Raw genomic sequence first — 16,374 nt, 5'->3', positions numbered from 1 at the left:
TCTTTAATATGACTGTTAATTGGGAAAATTCTTTACACTTTCCGACATTTATCTTAAAGATTCTATTTTTTTTATGACATTTCTCTATTAAGTCATGAAGAAAGTTGGGAAAGTTTCGCATGAGTTAGTCTTTGTACCTATTTTTTATTTCCTACACCCTTATAAATAGGTAAATACACCCTTTACCGAAAGGTGAATAATCCCTATTAAATTTCTTATAAAAGTAAAAAAACAAGCAACCAATAGCAGTCGCTTGTTTTTACTTTTTTATTTGAAGAGGTTCAATATGGTTAAAGATTAACTTTTTCAATAGCTCATTCGATAATTGAAGATAGTGATTGGAAGAAATCAGGTCCCCCTTCTCTTTAAAATAAACCGCTAGTCGTTCTGAAAATGACGCGGCCTTATAACGATCATATTGCTTCATCATTGGCAGACCACGATCGATTAAATAGTCGCTAAGCCGTTTATCATCCTCTGTCGCATCTAAATACAACACCATCAACTCCGTATATTTAACGGACTCTTGATCTTTAAAATCTTTTAGGTTCTCCTGCAAAAGATTGATTGCTATTTCCCTCTCGTTCAAGTCCAGCAACACTTGTACCATTTCAATCAATGTGCCGTAATACCCCATTGTATGCTTTTTTTTCAATTTGAGGGACTGGGAGAAATAGTCTAACGACTCTTGCAGCCTTCCTTTTTTTCTATTTAGCAATCCGAAATTATGAAGGGCGGTAATTTTCGTTTCGTTATCCTTTAACATCTCTGCATCGTTTAAGGCCGTATGCAACATGACTTCTGCACGTTCAAAATCGTTAATATAAATCAAGTTAGCCGATAATCCGATTTTCACATGGAGTATCCTCAAAATGTTCCCAGTGTTCTGAAAAATCCTCAATGCCTTGTGTGAGTAATGCAGAGACAATGTAAAATGCTTCAATAACCCATGATTAGCCGCTTTATAATAATAATAATCTGTTACTTTCTCACTATAGAGATCGGCTCTATCCTCTATTTGATCAAAGATGGAAAGCGCCTTGGAGTATTGCTGTTTCTGTCCGTAATAAATTCCCTGAAAGAACTCCCATAAATACTTTTCAAACGATGAAAATTTACTCATATTCTTTTTGAGTCCAAGAGAAGCCTGTTCATATTCGGTTGGATTGTTCGTGAATAATTGATATCGAAGCATGTAAAGCTCAAATAAGTAAACCATTTCCGTACATTGGATATAGTCTTTATGTCTTTGTAACTCCTGATACAGTCTTTCGGCATGATCTCGATGAAGTCTCTCAATCGCTTCATAGAATTGGGCTAGCTGGCGTTTCAAGTAAAGTGTCTTTGCCGTTTCCTCTTCGATTGATACACCAAGTCGCTTACAAAGTAATTCTAATGTTTCCAGATTTCCTTCTTTAGAACTGTTCTCAATCTTGCTTAAATGAGTGGTTGAACATATCCCCTTGCAAAGCTGCTCTTGTGTTTTATTTTGTTTTTTTCGATGATAGTAGATGATCCTGCCTATAGACATTGTTTCACTTCCCCCCTTGTATATATCTATCATTATACATAGGATATTCGTTTCTTATAAGCTATTAATGGGAAGTAATTATCCTTATCTTATTGGGTAATATATATAAATTATTAATAAATATACATTTTTACCTTTTCAAGGAAAATGATAAATTCAAATAGACAGCTTTTGTCATTAATGTGTTCTGAGGGCAAGGTACAGGATTTTATGAGTTAATTGGTCTTAATGGTATAAACCAATTAAACCCTACAAAAGTCTTATGGGTGTAGTGAAAAGAGAATTAGACCGCTAATAAACTTTCCCAAGTGTGATTTCTAAAAATAAGAAAAGAGAAACCTCCCCTATTTATAAAGGAAAATTTCTCTTCATTCGTTATACTGGTTAAAACCTATTCCCGATCAAATAGCACTCGTCCCGCAATCCCAGGATTCGTCATTTCATAAGGATTCAGAATTAAATCAAGCTCTTCTTCTGTCAAAACATCATATTCCAAGCATAGCTCTCTCACTGATTTTCCTTTTAGAATGGCTTCCCTGGCGATTCTGGATACGACTTCATACCCCAAGTGAGGATTCACAGCTGTAATGATTCCCACACTATTTTCCACATACTCTTTCATACGTGTCTCATTCGCTTCAATTCCCACAAGACAATTGTCCGTAAAGCTTCTGAACGCATTGTTCATGATACTGATAGACTGAAGGAGATTAAATACGAGTACTGGTTCCATTACATTCAGTTCAAGCTGGCCCGCTTCTGATGCCAAGGAGATGGTCTGATCATTCCCCATGACCTGAAAGGCTACTTGATTGATTAGTTCAGGCATGACCGGATTGACTTTACCGGGCATGATGGAAGAACCGGGCTGTCTGGATGGCAGTGATATTTCACCAAGTCCGGCGCGCGGGCCCGAAGCCATCATACGCAGGTCATTGGCAATCTTGGACATATTGACCATACATACCTTCAGTGCAGCCGAAACTTCTGTGTATGCGTCGGTATTTTGCGTAGCATCGACAAGGTGCTCAGCCCCCGTTAATGGTAACCCACTGATATCGGCCAGATGTTTCACGACACTCTTGATATATACAGGATCCGCGTTTAATCCAGTTCCTACTGCAGTCGCCCCCATGTTTACTTCATAGAGGTGCTCCCGTGTTCGTCCGATACGTTTAATATCACGCTCCACTACCCTGCTATACGCTTCGAACTCCTGCCCAAGGCGAATCGGAACAGCATCTTGAAGATGGGTACGTCCCATCTTAATGACGTGATCGAACTCCTGTGCTTTCTTTTTAAAGGCGTTCAGCATATGTTCCATCGTGACAAGTAGTTTCTCTAATAACTTCAGTGTGGAAATATGAATAACTGTCGGGAATACGTCATTCGTTGACTGTGACATATTCACATGACTGTTCGGGCTTACCTTTCCATATTCACCTTTTAGATGGGACATTAGCTCCAGGGCACGATTGGCAATGACTTCATTAGCGTTCATGTTGATGGAAGTCCCTGCCCCTCCCTGAATGGGATCGACGATGAAGAATTCATGAAGCTTCCCTTCCAATATTTCATCAGAAGCTCGCACGATGGCTTGACCGATCCCGTCATAAAGGCGTGTGGTTTCCATGTTTGCTAATGCTGCCGCTTTCTTCACGACTGCTAAGGCATCAATCATCTCTTTATGGATTTTGTACCCCGTAACCGGAAAATTTTCCACTGCCCGTAAGGTTTGAATTCCATAGTACACATCTTCGGGTACTTCTTTTTCTCCAAGAAAATCTTTTTCGATTCTAAATCCACTAGTGACATTTATCATTTTTTTCTCCCCATTTTCGAATTACAGTTTCTCTAATTGATGATTCTATCAATTCCTGACACAGTAGGCAACGATTAATACCAAAACCCCAATAATTTCATTACTCTCCATATAAAAACGGTTCTTAAAAGGTGAAATTCCAGAAAAAAACGTCTCGTGTCGATTCACGAAACGTTTAATACGTCATTTAATCAAATTGCACACGAAAACTGCACCCTTTGCAGATAAATCCCGCTTTTCTAGCAATCTATTCATTCTGTTTGACCTGCTCCCTCAACTCTTCCAGCTCATTAACAAGTTTCATGACCAGCTCATCACTTTGCCTTAGCTGTTCATTTAATAGTCGAATGGTTTCTTCTTCCCAATGATATGGACTACCGTGATTAGGAGTATAATGTAAGTCTCGGTAGACGTCTCCTTCTTCTTCTGTTTCACGGAAATATACCGCTACTTCACAGCCTGAGTCCCCAGCTGCTATTCGTTTTCGCAGAACCACTTTAGAATAACCGAATTGACGGGATGCAATCCCTCCAAATACGCTAGATGTCATATTGCACAAATGTGGAGCATCCTGAACGACTTCTCCAAATGGGCAAGCCGTAGCCTTTACGACGACATGATCAGAATATACTTTAGATATGTAAAAATGCCCACCGATTGAATTTTTCAAATCGACAATGACCTCTGCATATCGGTCGACCGTCCAATCCTCACCTTTATCCCCATATAATCCTTCAATCCATTCACCTGTACGAAGGCCGATTTGACGAATGTATTCATCTGCTGTTTTACCTACCGTTTTTTGATGTATATACGCGTATTGAGTGATGAGTTTACTTAAGAATATCGTGCCGGTTAGTGATGTCTCAGTTTCCACCTTATCACTCCTTCATTTTTTCAGGAACTCCACTCATCAGGAAACGCTTACATTCTTCTCGAACTTTATGAGAGGCTTCCACGAAAATTCTGTAAAGACAGATGAATACCCATTTCTTTCAGTATAACACCTAATAAACACTATCTGCCTATTTTTTGAAATTAAATTAGATACATGGACGGAAACCCAAGTTCTATATAGGTCAAAATTCTCATATATTACCAGAGGAAAGGAGGGAAATTAGATGGGGATTAAACTGATCAAAATTTCTGTCGTCTACTTTATGATTGGTGTGTGTATCGGACTGTATATGTCCATGGTCCATGACTACAGTTTGTCTCCGGTCCATGTCCACATTAACTTATTAGGCTGGACTGCCCTAACGTTAGCAGGTCTCATTTATCACTTATTCCCGGCAGTATCTTCTACTAAACTGGCTAAAGCTCATTTCTGGCTTCACAATGTCGGATTGCCCCTTATGATGATTGGTTTATTTTTCTTAATACTTGGAAATGAAGGCGTCGTCCCGGTTATTGCTGCCGGTGGTGTAGTGACTACAGTCGGTGTCCTTTTGTTTGGAATCAATGTCTTGAAGGAATTGAAAGCAGAGTGAAGGTAGTGAGCGCCACCTCCGACGTTGAGGTTGGCGTTCTTTTGTTTGGTTAAATTGATTGATTATTCATATTTTTTAACCAACAAGGACAAGATGATGCTACAATAAAAAATGTAGTCATTATAATCAATAGGAGTGATAGACATGTCAGTCAATGTTTACCTTAATTTTAATGGGAATTGTCGAGAAGCAGTGGAGTATTATGCAGAGGTATTCGGTACGGAGCCACCGCAGATCATGACGTTTGCAGAAGCACCTCCCCACCCTGATTATCCCCTTCCTGAAGAAGCCAGGAACCTCGTGTTACATACAAGACTGACAATCGATGGCAGCAACGTCATGTTTTCCGACGTGTTTCCTGATATGCCTTTCGTGGAAGGAAACAATATCACCCTGGCCCTGGTAAGCAACGATACTGAAGAGTTGACAACCCGTTTCCACAAACTGAAAGAAGGCGGGAAGGTGGATATGGAGCTTCAGGAGACATTCTGGAGCAAGTTGTATGGTCAGGTGACCGATAAGTTCGGTATTCAGTGGCAATTTAACTATGAGAGTGAAGAAGAATAAACTCAAAAAATCAGCCCTTTTTAGGGGCTGATTTTTCATTATTAGTAGTTTGTTAGTTGATTGGTAAAGATTGAAGTCTGATTATTTTTGATAGGGTTTATTTAATATCTTGCTCGTAAAACATCTCTTCTTTCGCCTTTAGTTTAGGACCTTTTTTAGCCTTTGGACCCTTAAAATCCACTCTGGCACGGTCATAAACAGCAGATCCCACGATTTCGGCCACATCTTGAAGCTTTTCTTTGCTAATTTTATCAATGGTGTCTTCAGGTGTATGATACCAAGGTTCTGAAGGGCTATGGATAAATAGTGCAGCAGGAATTCCTACTTCAGCAAAAGGAACATGATCACTGCGTCCACCCTGACCGTATGGTGTCGCCTCACCGTTTAGTTTTTCACTTGATTTCTGGGCAAGCTCCGTCACAAGGTTAGGCTTACCATCGAGAGTAAGCATGACAAGGTCACCTGCATCTTTACTACCTACCATATCAAGGTTGAAGTTAGCCACCGTACGATCGATTTCATCTTCTGATAACGTCTCAACATAGTGTGAAGAACCTAGTAAGCCTACTTCTTCTGCTCCGAATGTGATAAAGCGAACTTCCGTATCTGTCTGTTCATTCTTCAGGACACGTGCAAGCTCGAGAGTCATAGCAGTTCCTGAGGCATCATCGTTTGCTCCAGGAGCTCCAGCTACCGAATCATGATGAGAACCTACGACAATAATATCGTCAGTTGCTTTCTTTTTATTTTTTGGATGCTTTGTTGCAATCACATTATGAGAAGTTTTTTCTCCTGTTTCCGCTCCTTCGATCGTAATGGTGACTGATTTTCCCAACTCAGCTGAAAGTGCTTCCCCTTCTGCTTTTGATAGGGCAACTGCCGGAACAAAGTCATCATTATGTTCTCCTAATGTACCGCTTAATGGTCCATCTGAATGGTTATAAATGATGACTCCGACCGCTCCCTTTTCAGCTGCATTTAATACCTTTTCACTAAAACTGATTTCCCCGCGTTCAACAAGGGCAATTTTCCCCGTCAGGTCATGGTCTTGAAGGTCTTCCTTCTTTCCAAGACCCGCATCAACAAGTTCACCCGTTACATTTCCACTGACTGAGTATGTAAATGCTCTTGGCGCATATTCCCCTTGTTGGCTCTCTACAGATAGCTCAATCGTAGTAGGTGGTGTGTAGCCATAAAACGTAAATGGCTGGATTTCCACTTCATATCCATACGATTCAAATTGCTCCTTAATATAGTGAACAGCATTTTCTTCAGAAACTGTCCCGGCTACACGTGGAACTTTTGATAAGTAATCAATGTTTTGATAGATTTTTTCTCCATCAATCTTTTTTAATAGTTTCTTATCAAAGTCATTTTGAACATGGTGATATCCGACTTCGCTACTTTGAGCAAAAGCGGGCTGTAACCCAATGGCTCCAATGGATAAAGTGGCGGCAAGAGTAAGAGATACAATCGGTTTTTTCAACAATCAAATCCTCCTGGTAGATTAATAGTTTGAATATACTGAATCATACATTATTTCGCAAGACGAAATAAGAGGCGAAATCACCAGTAAAATTTTACTATTTTTTCTATTTATAGGAATATACTGTGTTTCTGTTGAGAATATAAAAATAGAGACCGTTGAATGAATTCAACGGTCTCTATTTCAAATTAATGCATTAATGCATATTGCTCAATACCCAAATCGATCCAAGTACGATCACAAGGGCAATGAATGCAGCTGACATCATTTTTCCTACCTGCCATCTGCCTTCTCCTTCTGTTACGTGCATGAACATAAACAGTTGGATTGCCGCCTGGATAAAGGCAAGAACAAATACAAGAGCCACCATCACATTGTACGCGAGTCCTGCGTAAAGTCCGAACCAAACGGCCAAAAATGTCAATGCAATGGATAAAACAAAACCTATAATCTGTGTCCAAGGAATACGACTATGATTCGCTGTATTGTGTTCCATTATCCCACCATCCCTAGTAAGTACACGCTTGTAAACACGAAGATCCATACAAAGTCCAGGAAGTGCCAATACAAGCTGGATACGAATAGTTTTTTAGCGGTATCTGGATTTAATCCTTGTCTTTTCACCTGGAACATAACCAGTATAATCCATAAAATACCTAGTGATACGTGGAGACCATGCGTTCCGGTCAATAGATAGAAAGAAGACCAGTATGCATTGGTTCCCATGGCTGCTCCCTCATGGATCAGGTGAAGGAATTCCGTGATTTCCATGTAAAGGAATCCTGCTCCAAAGAGCAGTGTGATGATCAGCCAGACCATCATCCCTTTGACATTTCTTCTTCTTAATTCATTTATCGATAACCCGGACGTGAAACTACTGATCAATAATAGTAACGTCATGATGATTGTATTCTTCAGATCAAATACTTCAGATGGAAGCGGTCCTCCAACCGTGCCGCTTTCAAGGGCAAAGAATGTAGCGAAAATAGTGGCAAATAGAGCTACTTCCGCACCAAGGAAAACCCAGAATCCGAAAATATTCAGTTTGCCGATCTCCGATTGATATTCAAGTGGCGTATTTGGATCTACATTTGTACTATGTGCCATATTCACGCCTCCCTCTTATACGGATTTTCAGTTTTTTCTATTTCTTCCACACTTACATAGTAACCAGCATCCTGTTTGTGTGAGAATAGTGAACGGTATGCCATGCATCCGAAGATACCGATAAGGGCAAGAATCGCCATCCACCACAGTTCAAACACCAAGCCGAATCCTCCAACGAAGAATAACCCGGACATGATAAATGGTGTCCCTGCATTACTTGGCATATGGATCGGTTTATACTCAACCTTTTCAGGTTTGCCAGATTCTTTTCTCTCTTGTTTCATATAGTAGAAAGCATCCGCACTCTTCACTTCAGGAACATGAGCGAAGTTATAATGGGGTGGAATCGCAGAGCTGGTCGCCCATTCAAGCGTACGTCCATCCCAAGCATCCCCTGATAGTTCCCGTTTTGCAAAACGATAGCTATAGTAGACGTTATAGACGATGATCATGAATCCTACTCCCATTCCGAAAGCCCCGACAGAAGAGATGACATTCAATGCTGTCCAGCCATCTTCTGGTCCGTATGTGTACACACGTCTTGGCATACCGGAAAACCCTAAGACGAATTGCGGTAAGAAACATACATTGAAACCGATAGAGAAGAACCAGAAAGCCCATTTTCCGATTCGTTCATTCATCTTATGACCAAACATTTTTGGATACCAGTATACGAGTCCTGCGAAGCAGGCAAATACCACACCGGCAATCAGCGTGTAGTGGAAGTGAGCAACCAGGAAGTAGTTGTTGTGATATTGGAAGTCAGCTGCAGCCATACCGAGCATGACCCCTGTCACTCCACCGATCAGGAAGGTCGGAATAAACGCAACGGACCACATCATGGCGACGGTAAATTCAATCCGCCCCTTGTAAAGAGTACCCAACCAGTTGAATATCTTGATCCCGGTCGGTATGGCGATCGCCATCGTCGAAATCGAGAATACACTGTTCACCGCAGCGCTGCCCCCCATTGTAAAGAAGTGGTGAACCCACACAACGAAGCTTAACCCTGAAATGGCTACTAGTGAGATAATCATTGATTTATAACCAAACAATGTTTTTCTTGCAAATGTTGCAATGATTTCTGAGAAAATACCGAAAGCAGGCAAAATAACGATATATACTTCCGGGTGTCCCCATAACCAGAATAAATTCGACCAGAGCATCGGATTCCCGCCGGCTGTCAGCGTGAAGAAATGCGTACCGAATAATCGGTCAAATGTCATCAACGCTAATGTCACCGTTAAGATCGGGAAAGCAAATACGATGATGAATGCAGTGATCAATGTCGTCCACGTAAACATCGGCATACGAAGAAGCGTCATGCCTGGTGCACGCATTTTGATGATCGTAACAACAAAGTTGATCCCCGTTAATAATGTACCAATTCCGGAAATCTGCAAGCCAAGAAGGTAATAGTTAATTCCCGGTCCCGGACTTCCTTCGATTGCCAATGGTGCGTAGTTCGTCCATCCGGCATCCGGTGATCCACCGAATACGAATGACATATTGAAAAGGATCGCCCCAAACATGAATGACCAGAAACTTAAGTTATTCAGGAATGGGAACGCGACGTCCCTTGCACCTATTTGGAGAGGGACTACGACGTTCATTAGTCCAAGTAAGAATGGCATTGCCATGAATAGAATCATGATCGTACCATGTGTCGTAAAAATTTCATTGTAGTGCTGTGATGATAAAAATTCATTATTGGGCACCGTTAATTGCGCCCTCATTAAAAGTGCATCGACTCCTCCGCGGAAGAGCATGATCAATGCAGCAATGATATACATGATACCGATTTTTTTATGATCAACACTCGTGATCCAGTCGTTCCATAGCCATTTCCATTTTTTAAAGTATGTTAGGGTTGCGACGATCCCGATTACGGTGAAAACGATGGAAATATTGGCTCCAAGAATCAACGGATCATTGAGGATTAAATTATCCTTTATAAAATCAAACATCTAGAAGTCCTCCTTTCTTAGTGTTCATGTCCTTCGTTATTTTCATGGCCTTTATGCTCTTCATTATCATGGTCTTCATGGTGATCATGATCCTCCATGTCTCCATGATCACCATGATTTCCATGACTTGATTCAGCATCTTTATCCGCACCATGTGAAGATGCCTCTACACCATATTTCTCACGGATCGCCATGGCATATTCAGAATTCTTCCCATGGTCGACGATGGATAAGTGAGTAGATGAGAAAGTCATCTTGTCTACGGTGTCAGGAAGCATGAGCTTTTCATACGTTTCTTCCGTCAGCTTCGGCTCATTTTCCTGAGCATCTTTTACCCACTCTCTATACTTCTCTTCTTCTAACGCAACAAAATCAAACTTTTGGTGGGTCATCCCTTCACCAGTGAAGTTTGAATTTCTTCCATCATACGTTCCCGGCTCATCAGCCTGTAAGTATAAATCATTCACCATTCCCGGCATACCATAAATCTGTCCGCCGATTTGAGGCACCCAGAAAGAAGCCATGGAATCTGCAGCCGTCACCTTAAATAAAATGGGATGATCTTCCGGTACATTGACATAATTAACTGTCTCAATACCTTCCTCTGGATAACTGAAGATCCATTTCCAATCAGCAGCAGTCGCATGGATCACAATCGGATCTTTATGAGCAGTTGCTTTTGGAGCTTCCTTTAATTCATATAATGCCTTTGTATTTGGGATAGACAAGGCAATAACAATCAAAACTGGAATAAGCGTCCATATTATTTCTAATTTCGTACTCCCGTGCATTTCGGGCTTGTAATCGCTATCCTTTTTACTGCTGCGATATTTTAGGAGAATAACAGTAAAGAAGGAAAGAACGACAACCATGATGCCAAGCATATAGTAGATTGACAGCATGATGAGATCTTTCTGAACGGCCCCTACCGGCCCTTTCGGATCGAGAATGATCATTTCACTTCCCGAACTGAATATAATGATGAAAAATAATGAAACCAGACTGATCAAGACAATCAAGTATGGCTTGAATTTATTGAACATAGGGGAAATCACCTTCCTTTATGTCGGATTTATCACTGTAGCCTATACTATCAAATTCTATTAAAAGGTACCCTTGTTTCACTTAACTTTAAACAGATTTTCGAAATTTCGTCGAAGTTTATTCACAGAACGGTAACAATGTTGGAAAGAATTTCTCACATCTCAAAAAAATAACTCTCAAAATTATTTGAGAATAATTTTGAGAGCGGTTTATAGATTGATTATTGTGAGAATTTTTTACTTTTATATTTTTATGGATGCATTTACACACAAAGCATTATTCTGCGTTTTACTTTGGTGTTTTTTGAACCCACTCCCCTGTCGTCTTGATTAACTCGTTGAAGACTATATTTGACGAATAGGTATGACACGCTCCTTTAATAATGCGTTTTTCACAACTTCCCACTCGTCTTCTAGAAAATGAAGCATCATAATGAATACAATGATTCACATCTATTTCCTCATCTTCATCCCCATGGACGACCAATACATTCCCTTTAAAACGCATGGCGCACTTAATTGGCTCATAGCGCTGTAAAGATTGGAAGAATTCTTTTCTGAGCAGATATCCTTGAAATTCCACTTCTTTATTTATATCCATTTCAGTAGCATTCTCTATTCCAATAATATTCATGATATCTTGATAAGGAGTCCCCACTGCCGACCATAGCACCAGGTTCCTCACTCGTTCGTCTTTTACCGCGGTCAGTAAAGCGACCGCGCCACCTAAGCTATGGCCGATGAGAAGGACATTGTTCCGATCAATACAGGGTAATGTTTGAACATAATCAATTACGTGAACGGTCTGATCGATCAAATCTTCTATTTTATTTCTTCCATAATATCCTTCACTTTCACCACAACCAGAATAATCAAATCTGACGATTACATATTCATTTTGTGAAAGCTCTCTTGAGGCATTAACAAACAAGCGGTTAACCCCCATCTTTGTACCGATAAATCCATGGCAAATAATGATGACGGGATAAGTAGACTTCCCACCTTCTAAATAGGATGGTGGATAATGGATAGCTGCCGAGAGATTCAAATCTCTCCATTGGATGGTTACATGCTTTTCCATGGTTCACCTCTTCGTTCTAAGGGCGTTTCAATCCCGGATTTTTCAAGCTGAAATATATCTCTTCGTATTTTGTTCTGCTGCACGCTTTTTCTTTTCAGATTCTTCAATCACTACAGCTGCAGATGCATCCCCAATTACATTTGTAGATGTTCTGAACATATCAAGAATTCTGTCGACGGCTGCAACTAATCCGATGCCCTCCAATGGGAGATTTACTGAGCTCAGTACAATCGTCAGCATAATCAGACCTGCACCCGGTACCCCTTCAGCCCCGATAGAGGCAAGTATCGCTACCCCAATAACGTTCAATATTTGAGCTAAAGACAAATCCACTCCATAAAACTGGGCAATGAAGAAAACGGCAACACCTTGATAAATCGTAGCCCCATTCATATTAATGGTAGAACCCAGCGGTAAGACAAAGCTGCTTACTTCTTTAGAAACATTCAGGTTTTCTCCCTTGTATTCCGGATGGCGACAGGAAGGGTTGCTGAGCTGCTGACAGTGGTAAATGCGATTAGTCCGGCTGGAGCAATGCCCTTTATGAAATTCAAAGGGTGCATTTTCCCTCCCCATTTACTGCGGAGAAATACACCAGGCTAATGTGAAACAGGCACGCAATGGCGACAGTGATAATGATTATTAAAAGTGGTAATAAAACGGACAGTCCATGTTGTCCTTTCTTGTTCTCGTTGATACAATTTTTCTCTCTAGACATCCAACAACTATGTGTTTGCGGATCTCCATATCTGATTGGTGGAGTTTGATCAATTCATTGATTAAGAACCGCCTTCTTCCCCTTACAGATTCCCGCAAATGTTTGGACATCTCCGCCCCTCCATTAAATATTAATGAGAAAGAGTAGCCTGGTCATGGTCTTGGTGGAGACCTTGTTTTTTTCCATTCTTCACCAGACTATAGATGATTCCGGATATCCAGCCTAAAACCACCAATACATATGCTGCTGTTGATAATCCAGGACTCACTTCTCCAGCTTTTAATAATGTGTTTAAGTTGGTCAATACAATGAATCCACCTACTAATACTCCCAGCAAATAAGGTTGCAGGATCCGAACCAGCCATGCAGCAAGGGGAGCAGCAAGTACGCCACCAATGACAAAGGCACTTACCCAGAACCAGTTGAATTGTTCCCAGCCGAGAAAGATGACGAATCCTAAAGTGGCAGCTATCGTGACGACAAACTCACTTGTATCAACGGTCCCGACTACTTCTCTTGGTGTTGCATTCTTGTTTGCCAATAATACCGGTGTATTGATCGGCCCCCATCCCCCGCCTCCGATTGCATCAAAGAATCCAGCAACGGCACCCAAAGGAAAGAGGAATCGCTTTTTGGTCAGGATTGTCTTTTTGCCAACTTCTTGTCTCCTTGAGCCTGATTGTGAGAAAAATAGAAATCGAATGAAAATATATATACCTAAAATCAATAGAAAAGTAGAAATATATGGCTTGATCAATCCCCCTGGAATATTACTGAGAAATGCTGCACCAATAAAGGCACTTATGGCACCCGGGATTAATAACAACACCGCCATTCGTTTATTGACATTCCCAAATTTAAAATGTGATATTCCTGAAGCTGCCGTTGTCGCAATTTCAGACATATGAATGGAGGCTGAAGCGACAGCAGGGGCAACTCCGTAAGCTAATAAAAGTGAAGATGATGTTAAACCAAACGCCATACCCAGTGATCCATCCACTAACTGTGCAAAGAAACCTACAAGTGCAAAGATGATTAATTTTCTCATTTCGTTCCCTCTTTCTGATCTATTATTTATATTGGAATACTCGGAATTAAACCTAAAAAAAAGGCACTAAACCTGTATTAGGTTTAGAGCCTTTGGTTTTCCAATCAGCTCAAGCATTATTCCATTAAAAAACCTCTCCCAATAAGGAGAGGAATGGTTGATTCATTCAGCTCTTCCTTATCTTCCAGGCAATTTGCCTGCTGGACTTAGCACCTTCAATACATAGAGGTTGCTGCGGGATCATCAGACCAGTTTCTTCCCCCGGCTCTTCATAAGGATATGTTAAAACATAATTTATCTTAATATTCTTTCAATGTCAACACCTTTTCAAGCATTATATGCGTGTCAGACAAAATAATTCCTACTTGACAGGTAAACTTTATCTGAATTAAGATAAATTAAATCCCTTCCATATCCCCTATGCTCATTGGAAAACCAAAGGCACCCCACAATGCCTATGGTTTATTTTTTTGCTCTGTTTTCTAAATCATCTTGATTTTTTTGAAGGAGGAAGATCATGATTTCCAATCTGAACCAACTCAATCAAAGAAAAGTAATTCTTCATATTCTCGAAGCTGCCTTGCCAGAAATAAAAAAGGACCTGCACCGATTATCTCATTCACAACTTCTGGAGTATTACGAAAAAGAAATTCATACCCAACATCCACATTGTGGACTTCAATCGATCCACTTTCAATCATAACGACTCACATAAAAGAAAGCTCAGCCATCCTCTTGGCTGAGCTTTCTTTATGAGCCTTATACACTTACTTTCACCGGAGTGGCAACCCAATGACCTTTTGAGACTTCTACCAGCTCGGAATTCTCTAACTGATATTTGTCTTCATCCGTTTGCTCCTCTAGTAAGACACGTTCTTTTTGCTTCTCGATCTTTGGATCGGGGATTGGGATGGCAGAAAGCAATGATTTGGTGTACGGGTGCTTAGGATTGGAGTATAACTCTTCGCTGTCAGCCAGCTCTACAATTTTTCCTGCGTACATTACAGCAACCCGGTCACTAATATGCTTGACCATTGAGAGATCATGGGCAATAAATAAATAGGTAAGTCCGAGGCGTTGCTGCAGATCCTCTAATAGGTCTACAATTTGCGATTGAATCGAAACATCGAGAGCTGATAACGGCTCATCGCATACGATGAATTTCGGCTCTACGGCTAATGCACGGGCGATTCCGATCCTCTGCCTTTGTCCCCCAGAGAATTCATGTGGATAACGCTTTGCATGGGAGGCACTCAGTCCTACCATTTCCAATAGTTCCTCTACCCGATCTTTCCGTTCCTTCTTAGTCTTATAAAGACCGTGGATATCCAGCGCATGGCCAATAATATCAAGTACTTTGAATCTTGGATTAAGGGAAGCATATGGATCCTGAAAGATCATTTGCATATGGCGGCGCATCGCCTTCATTTCTCTTTTATTCATTCTGTTCACGGACATTCCTTGATAATAGACGTCACCTGCAGTAGGTTCATGAAGGCGAAGAATCGCTCTCCCCGTTGTGGATTTTCCAGAGCCTGATTCTCCTACAAGACCAAGAGTCTCCCCTTCCAGAATAAAGAAAGAGATATCATCCACTGCTTTAAGACGATTTCCTTTCCCCAGATCAAAGTGCTGTTGAAGAGACTTCACTTCAAGCAAGGGTCTTTCGCTCCTTGCTTGAAGTGGTGTCGGCTTCTTCTTTTTTTCTTCGTCGAGACGTGGCAAGGCATTCAGGAGCTTTAATGTATACGGATGTTTGGGCATTTCAAAAATCTCTTCAGTGGTTCCGGATTCCACAATCTCGCCTTCCTTCATCACTATCACCCGATCACACATTCCTGCCACCACACCAAGATCATGGGTGATCAAAATGATGGATGTACCGAAACGTTCCTGCATGTGCTTCATAACGTTGAGGATCTGCTTTTGTATCGTAACGTCCAAGGCGGTTGTTGGTTCATCGGCGATTAACAAGGTTGGCCGGCATGCGAGGGCGATGGCAATCATGACTCTCTGTCTCATACCACCGGAAAATTCGTGGGGATACTGATTATAACGCTCTGCACTATTGCGGATTCCCACTAATTTCAAAATTCCAATGGCTTCGGTTTTCGCTTCACTGCTGGACAAACCCTGATGCTTCATCAAGCTTTCGGCAATTTGTTTGCCAATTCGAATCGTCGGGTTCAAAGAGGTCATTGGATCCTGAAAGATCATCCCGATATCCCTACCGCGAATGCACTGCATCTCTTTTTCTGACTTGTCGGCTATGTTTTCACCCATAAAGAGAATTTCACCATGTTTTACATAAGAAGGCGGTGTGGGAAGAAGCCTCATGATGGACCGGGCCGTCACACTTTTCCCACTGCCTGACTCTCCAACGATTCCAAGGGTTTCCCCCTGTTTCACATCAAAGCTGATACCTCGAACGGCTTCAAATTCATCATCCATTGTTTGAAAGGATACTCGTAAGTTGGTTACTCTTAAAATTTCTTCCATCATTTCCACCTTCCA

The 16,374-nt window shown here is 41.1% G+C and carries 16 protein-coding genes and 1 riboswitch; of the genes, 3 read left to right on the top strand and 13 right to left on the bottom strand.

Annotated elements, in window-relative coordinates:
• Positions 1-259: 259 nt before the first annotated feature.
• The 3 genes from Q1B03_RS15870 to Q1B03_RS15860 all read right to left on the bottom strand — a co-directional run bounded on the left by Q1B03_RS15870 (position 260) and on the right by Q1B03_RS15860 (position 4,230).
• Positions 260-1,531: a helix-turn-helix transcriptional regulator gene (locus Q1B03_RS15870; RefSeq protein WP_299743397.1), complete on the bottom strand. Its 1,272-nt coding sequence runs from the start codon at positions 1,529-1,531 to the stop codon at positions 260-262.
• Between the two features lie 391 nt (positions 1,532-1,922).
• Entirely contained in the window at positions 1,923-3,353 is a 1,431-nt protein-coding gene (gene aspA, locus Q1B03_RS15865) for an aspartate ammonia-lyase (protein WP_299743395.1), read from the bottom strand.
• Positions 3,354-3,600: 247 nt separating this feature from the next.
• Complete coding sequence (locus tag Q1B03_RS15860; RefSeq protein WP_299743393.1) at positions 3,601-4,230, bottom strand: methanogen output domain 1-containing protein; 630 nt, start codon at positions 4,228-4,230, stop codon at positions 3,601-3,603.
• Positions 4,231-4,474: 244 nt separating this feature from the next.
• Between Q1B03_RS15860 and Q1B03_RS15855 the strand changes: the two genes are divergently transcribed.
• Both Q1B03_RS15855 and Q1B03_RS15850 read left to right on the top strand, forming a co-directional pair.
• Positions 4,475-4,843, top strand: coding sequence for a cytochrome-c oxidase (locus Q1B03_RS15855; protein ID WP_299743391.1), 369 nt, complete (start codon positions 4,475-4,477; stop codon positions 4,841-4,843).
• 144 nt (positions 4,844-4,987) lie between these two features.
• The gene (locus tag Q1B03_RS15850) at positions 4,988-5,410 is read left to right on the top strand and encodes a VOC family protein (RefSeq protein ID WP_299743389.1); all 423 of its coding nucleotides are present in this window, start codon (positions 4,988-4,990) and stop codon (positions 5,408-5,410) included.
• A gap of 97 nt (positions 5,411-5,507) precedes the next feature.
• Here Q1B03_RS15850 and Q1B03_RS15845 read toward each other — a convergent pair whose 3' ends face one another.
• The 9 genes from Q1B03_RS15845 to Q1B03_RS15805 all read right to left on the bottom strand — a co-directional run bounded on the left by Q1B03_RS15845 (position 5,508) and on the right by Q1B03_RS15805 (position 13,860).
• On the bottom strand, positions 5,508-6,896 hold the full coding sequence (locus Q1B03_RS15845) for a M20/M25/M40 family metallo-hydrolase (RefSeq protein WP_299743387.1): 1,389 nt from the start codon (positions 6,894-6,896) through the stop codon (positions 5,508-5,510).
• Between the two features lie 196 nt (positions 6,897-7,092).
• The gene (gene qoxD / locus Q1B03_RS15840) at positions 7,093-7,395 is read right to left on the bottom strand and encodes a cytochrome aa3 quinol oxidase subunit IV (RefSeq protein ID WP_188048567.1); all 303 of its coding nucleotides are present in this window, start codon (positions 7,393-7,395) and stop codon (positions 7,093-7,095) included.
• Positions 7,392-8,003, bottom strand: a complete 612-nt coding sequence (gene qoxC / locus Q1B03_RS15835) for a cytochrome aa3 quinol oxidase subunit III (RefSeq protein WP_148970166.1) — start codon at positions 8,001-8,003, stop codon at positions 7,392-7,394. Before qoxC ends, qoxD begins: the two co-directional genes overlap by 4 nt.
• Before the next feature lie 2 nt (positions 8,004-8,005).
• Positions 8,006-9,970, bottom strand: coding sequence for a cytochrome aa3 quinol oxidase subunit I (gene qoxB, locus Q1B03_RS15830; protein ID WP_299743385.1), 1,965 nt, complete (start codon positions 9,968-9,970; stop codon positions 8,006-8,008).
• Between the two features lie 17 nt (positions 9,971-9,987).
• On the bottom strand, positions 9,988-11,013 hold the full coding sequence (gene qoxA, locus Q1B03_RS15825; RefSeq protein ID WP_299743383.1) for a cytochrome aa3 quinol oxidase subunit II: 1,026 nt from the start codon (positions 11,011-11,013) through the stop codon (positions 9,988-9,990).
• A gap of 289 nt (positions 11,014-11,302) precedes the next feature.
• The gene (locus Q1B03_RS15820; RefSeq protein WP_299743381.1) at positions 11,303-12,094 is read right to left on the bottom strand and encodes a S9 family peptidase; all 792 of its coding nucleotides are present in this window, start codon (positions 12,092-12,094) and stop codon (positions 11,303-11,305) included.
• 42 nt (positions 12,095-12,136) lie between these two features.
• Positions 12,137-12,493, bottom strand: coding sequence for a dicarboxylate/amino acid:cation symporter (locus tag Q1B03_RS15815; protein ID WP_299743992.1), 357 nt, complete (start codon positions 12,491-12,493; stop codon positions 12,137-12,139).
• Positions 12,494-12,540: 47 nt separating this feature from the next.
• Positions 12,541-12,657, bottom strand: a complete 117-nt coding sequence (locus Q1B03_RS15810; RefSeq protein WP_299743990.1) for a cation:dicarboxylate symporter family transporter — start codon at positions 12,655-12,657, stop codon at positions 12,541-12,543.
• A gap of 285 nt (positions 12,658-12,942) precedes the next feature.
• Complete coding sequence (locus Q1B03_RS15805; protein ID WP_299743378.1) at positions 12,943-13,860, bottom strand: sulfite exporter TauE/SafE family protein; 918 nt, start codon at positions 13,858-13,860, stop codon at positions 12,943-12,945.
• A 174-nt stretch (positions 13,861-14,034) separates the two neighbouring features.
• A riboswitch (SAM riboswitch) is annotated at positions 14,035-14,138 on the bottom strand.
• 239 nt (positions 14,139-14,377) lie between these two features.
• Here Q1B03_RS15805 and Q1B03_RS15800 point away from each other — a divergent pair.
• Positions 14,378-14,563 carry a hypothetical protein gene (locus Q1B03_RS15800; RefSeq protein WP_299743376.1) on the top strand — a complete coding sequence of 62 codons (186 nt, stop codon included), beginning with the start codon at positions 14,378-14,380 and terminating at the stop codon, positions 14,561-14,563.
• 56 nt (positions 14,564-14,619) lie between these two features.
• Here the strand turns inward: Q1B03_RS15800 and Q1B03_RS15795 are convergent, their stop codons facing one another.
• Positions 14,620-16,359, bottom strand: a complete 1,740-nt coding sequence (locus tag Q1B03_RS15795) for an ABC transporter ATP-binding protein (RefSeq protein ID WP_299743987.1) — start codon at positions 16,357-16,359, stop codon at positions 14,620-14,622.
• Positions 16,360-16,374 lie beyond the last annotated feature (15 nt).

It is taken from the genome of uncultured Rossellomorea sp. (assembly GCF_947488365.1).
In the GTDB taxonomy this organism is placed as follows: Bacteria; Bacillota; Bacilli; order Bacillales; family Bacillaceae_B; genus Rossellomorea.
Note: the sequence above shows the minus strand (reverse complement) of the source record. Positions and strands in the feature narration are given on the sequence as shown.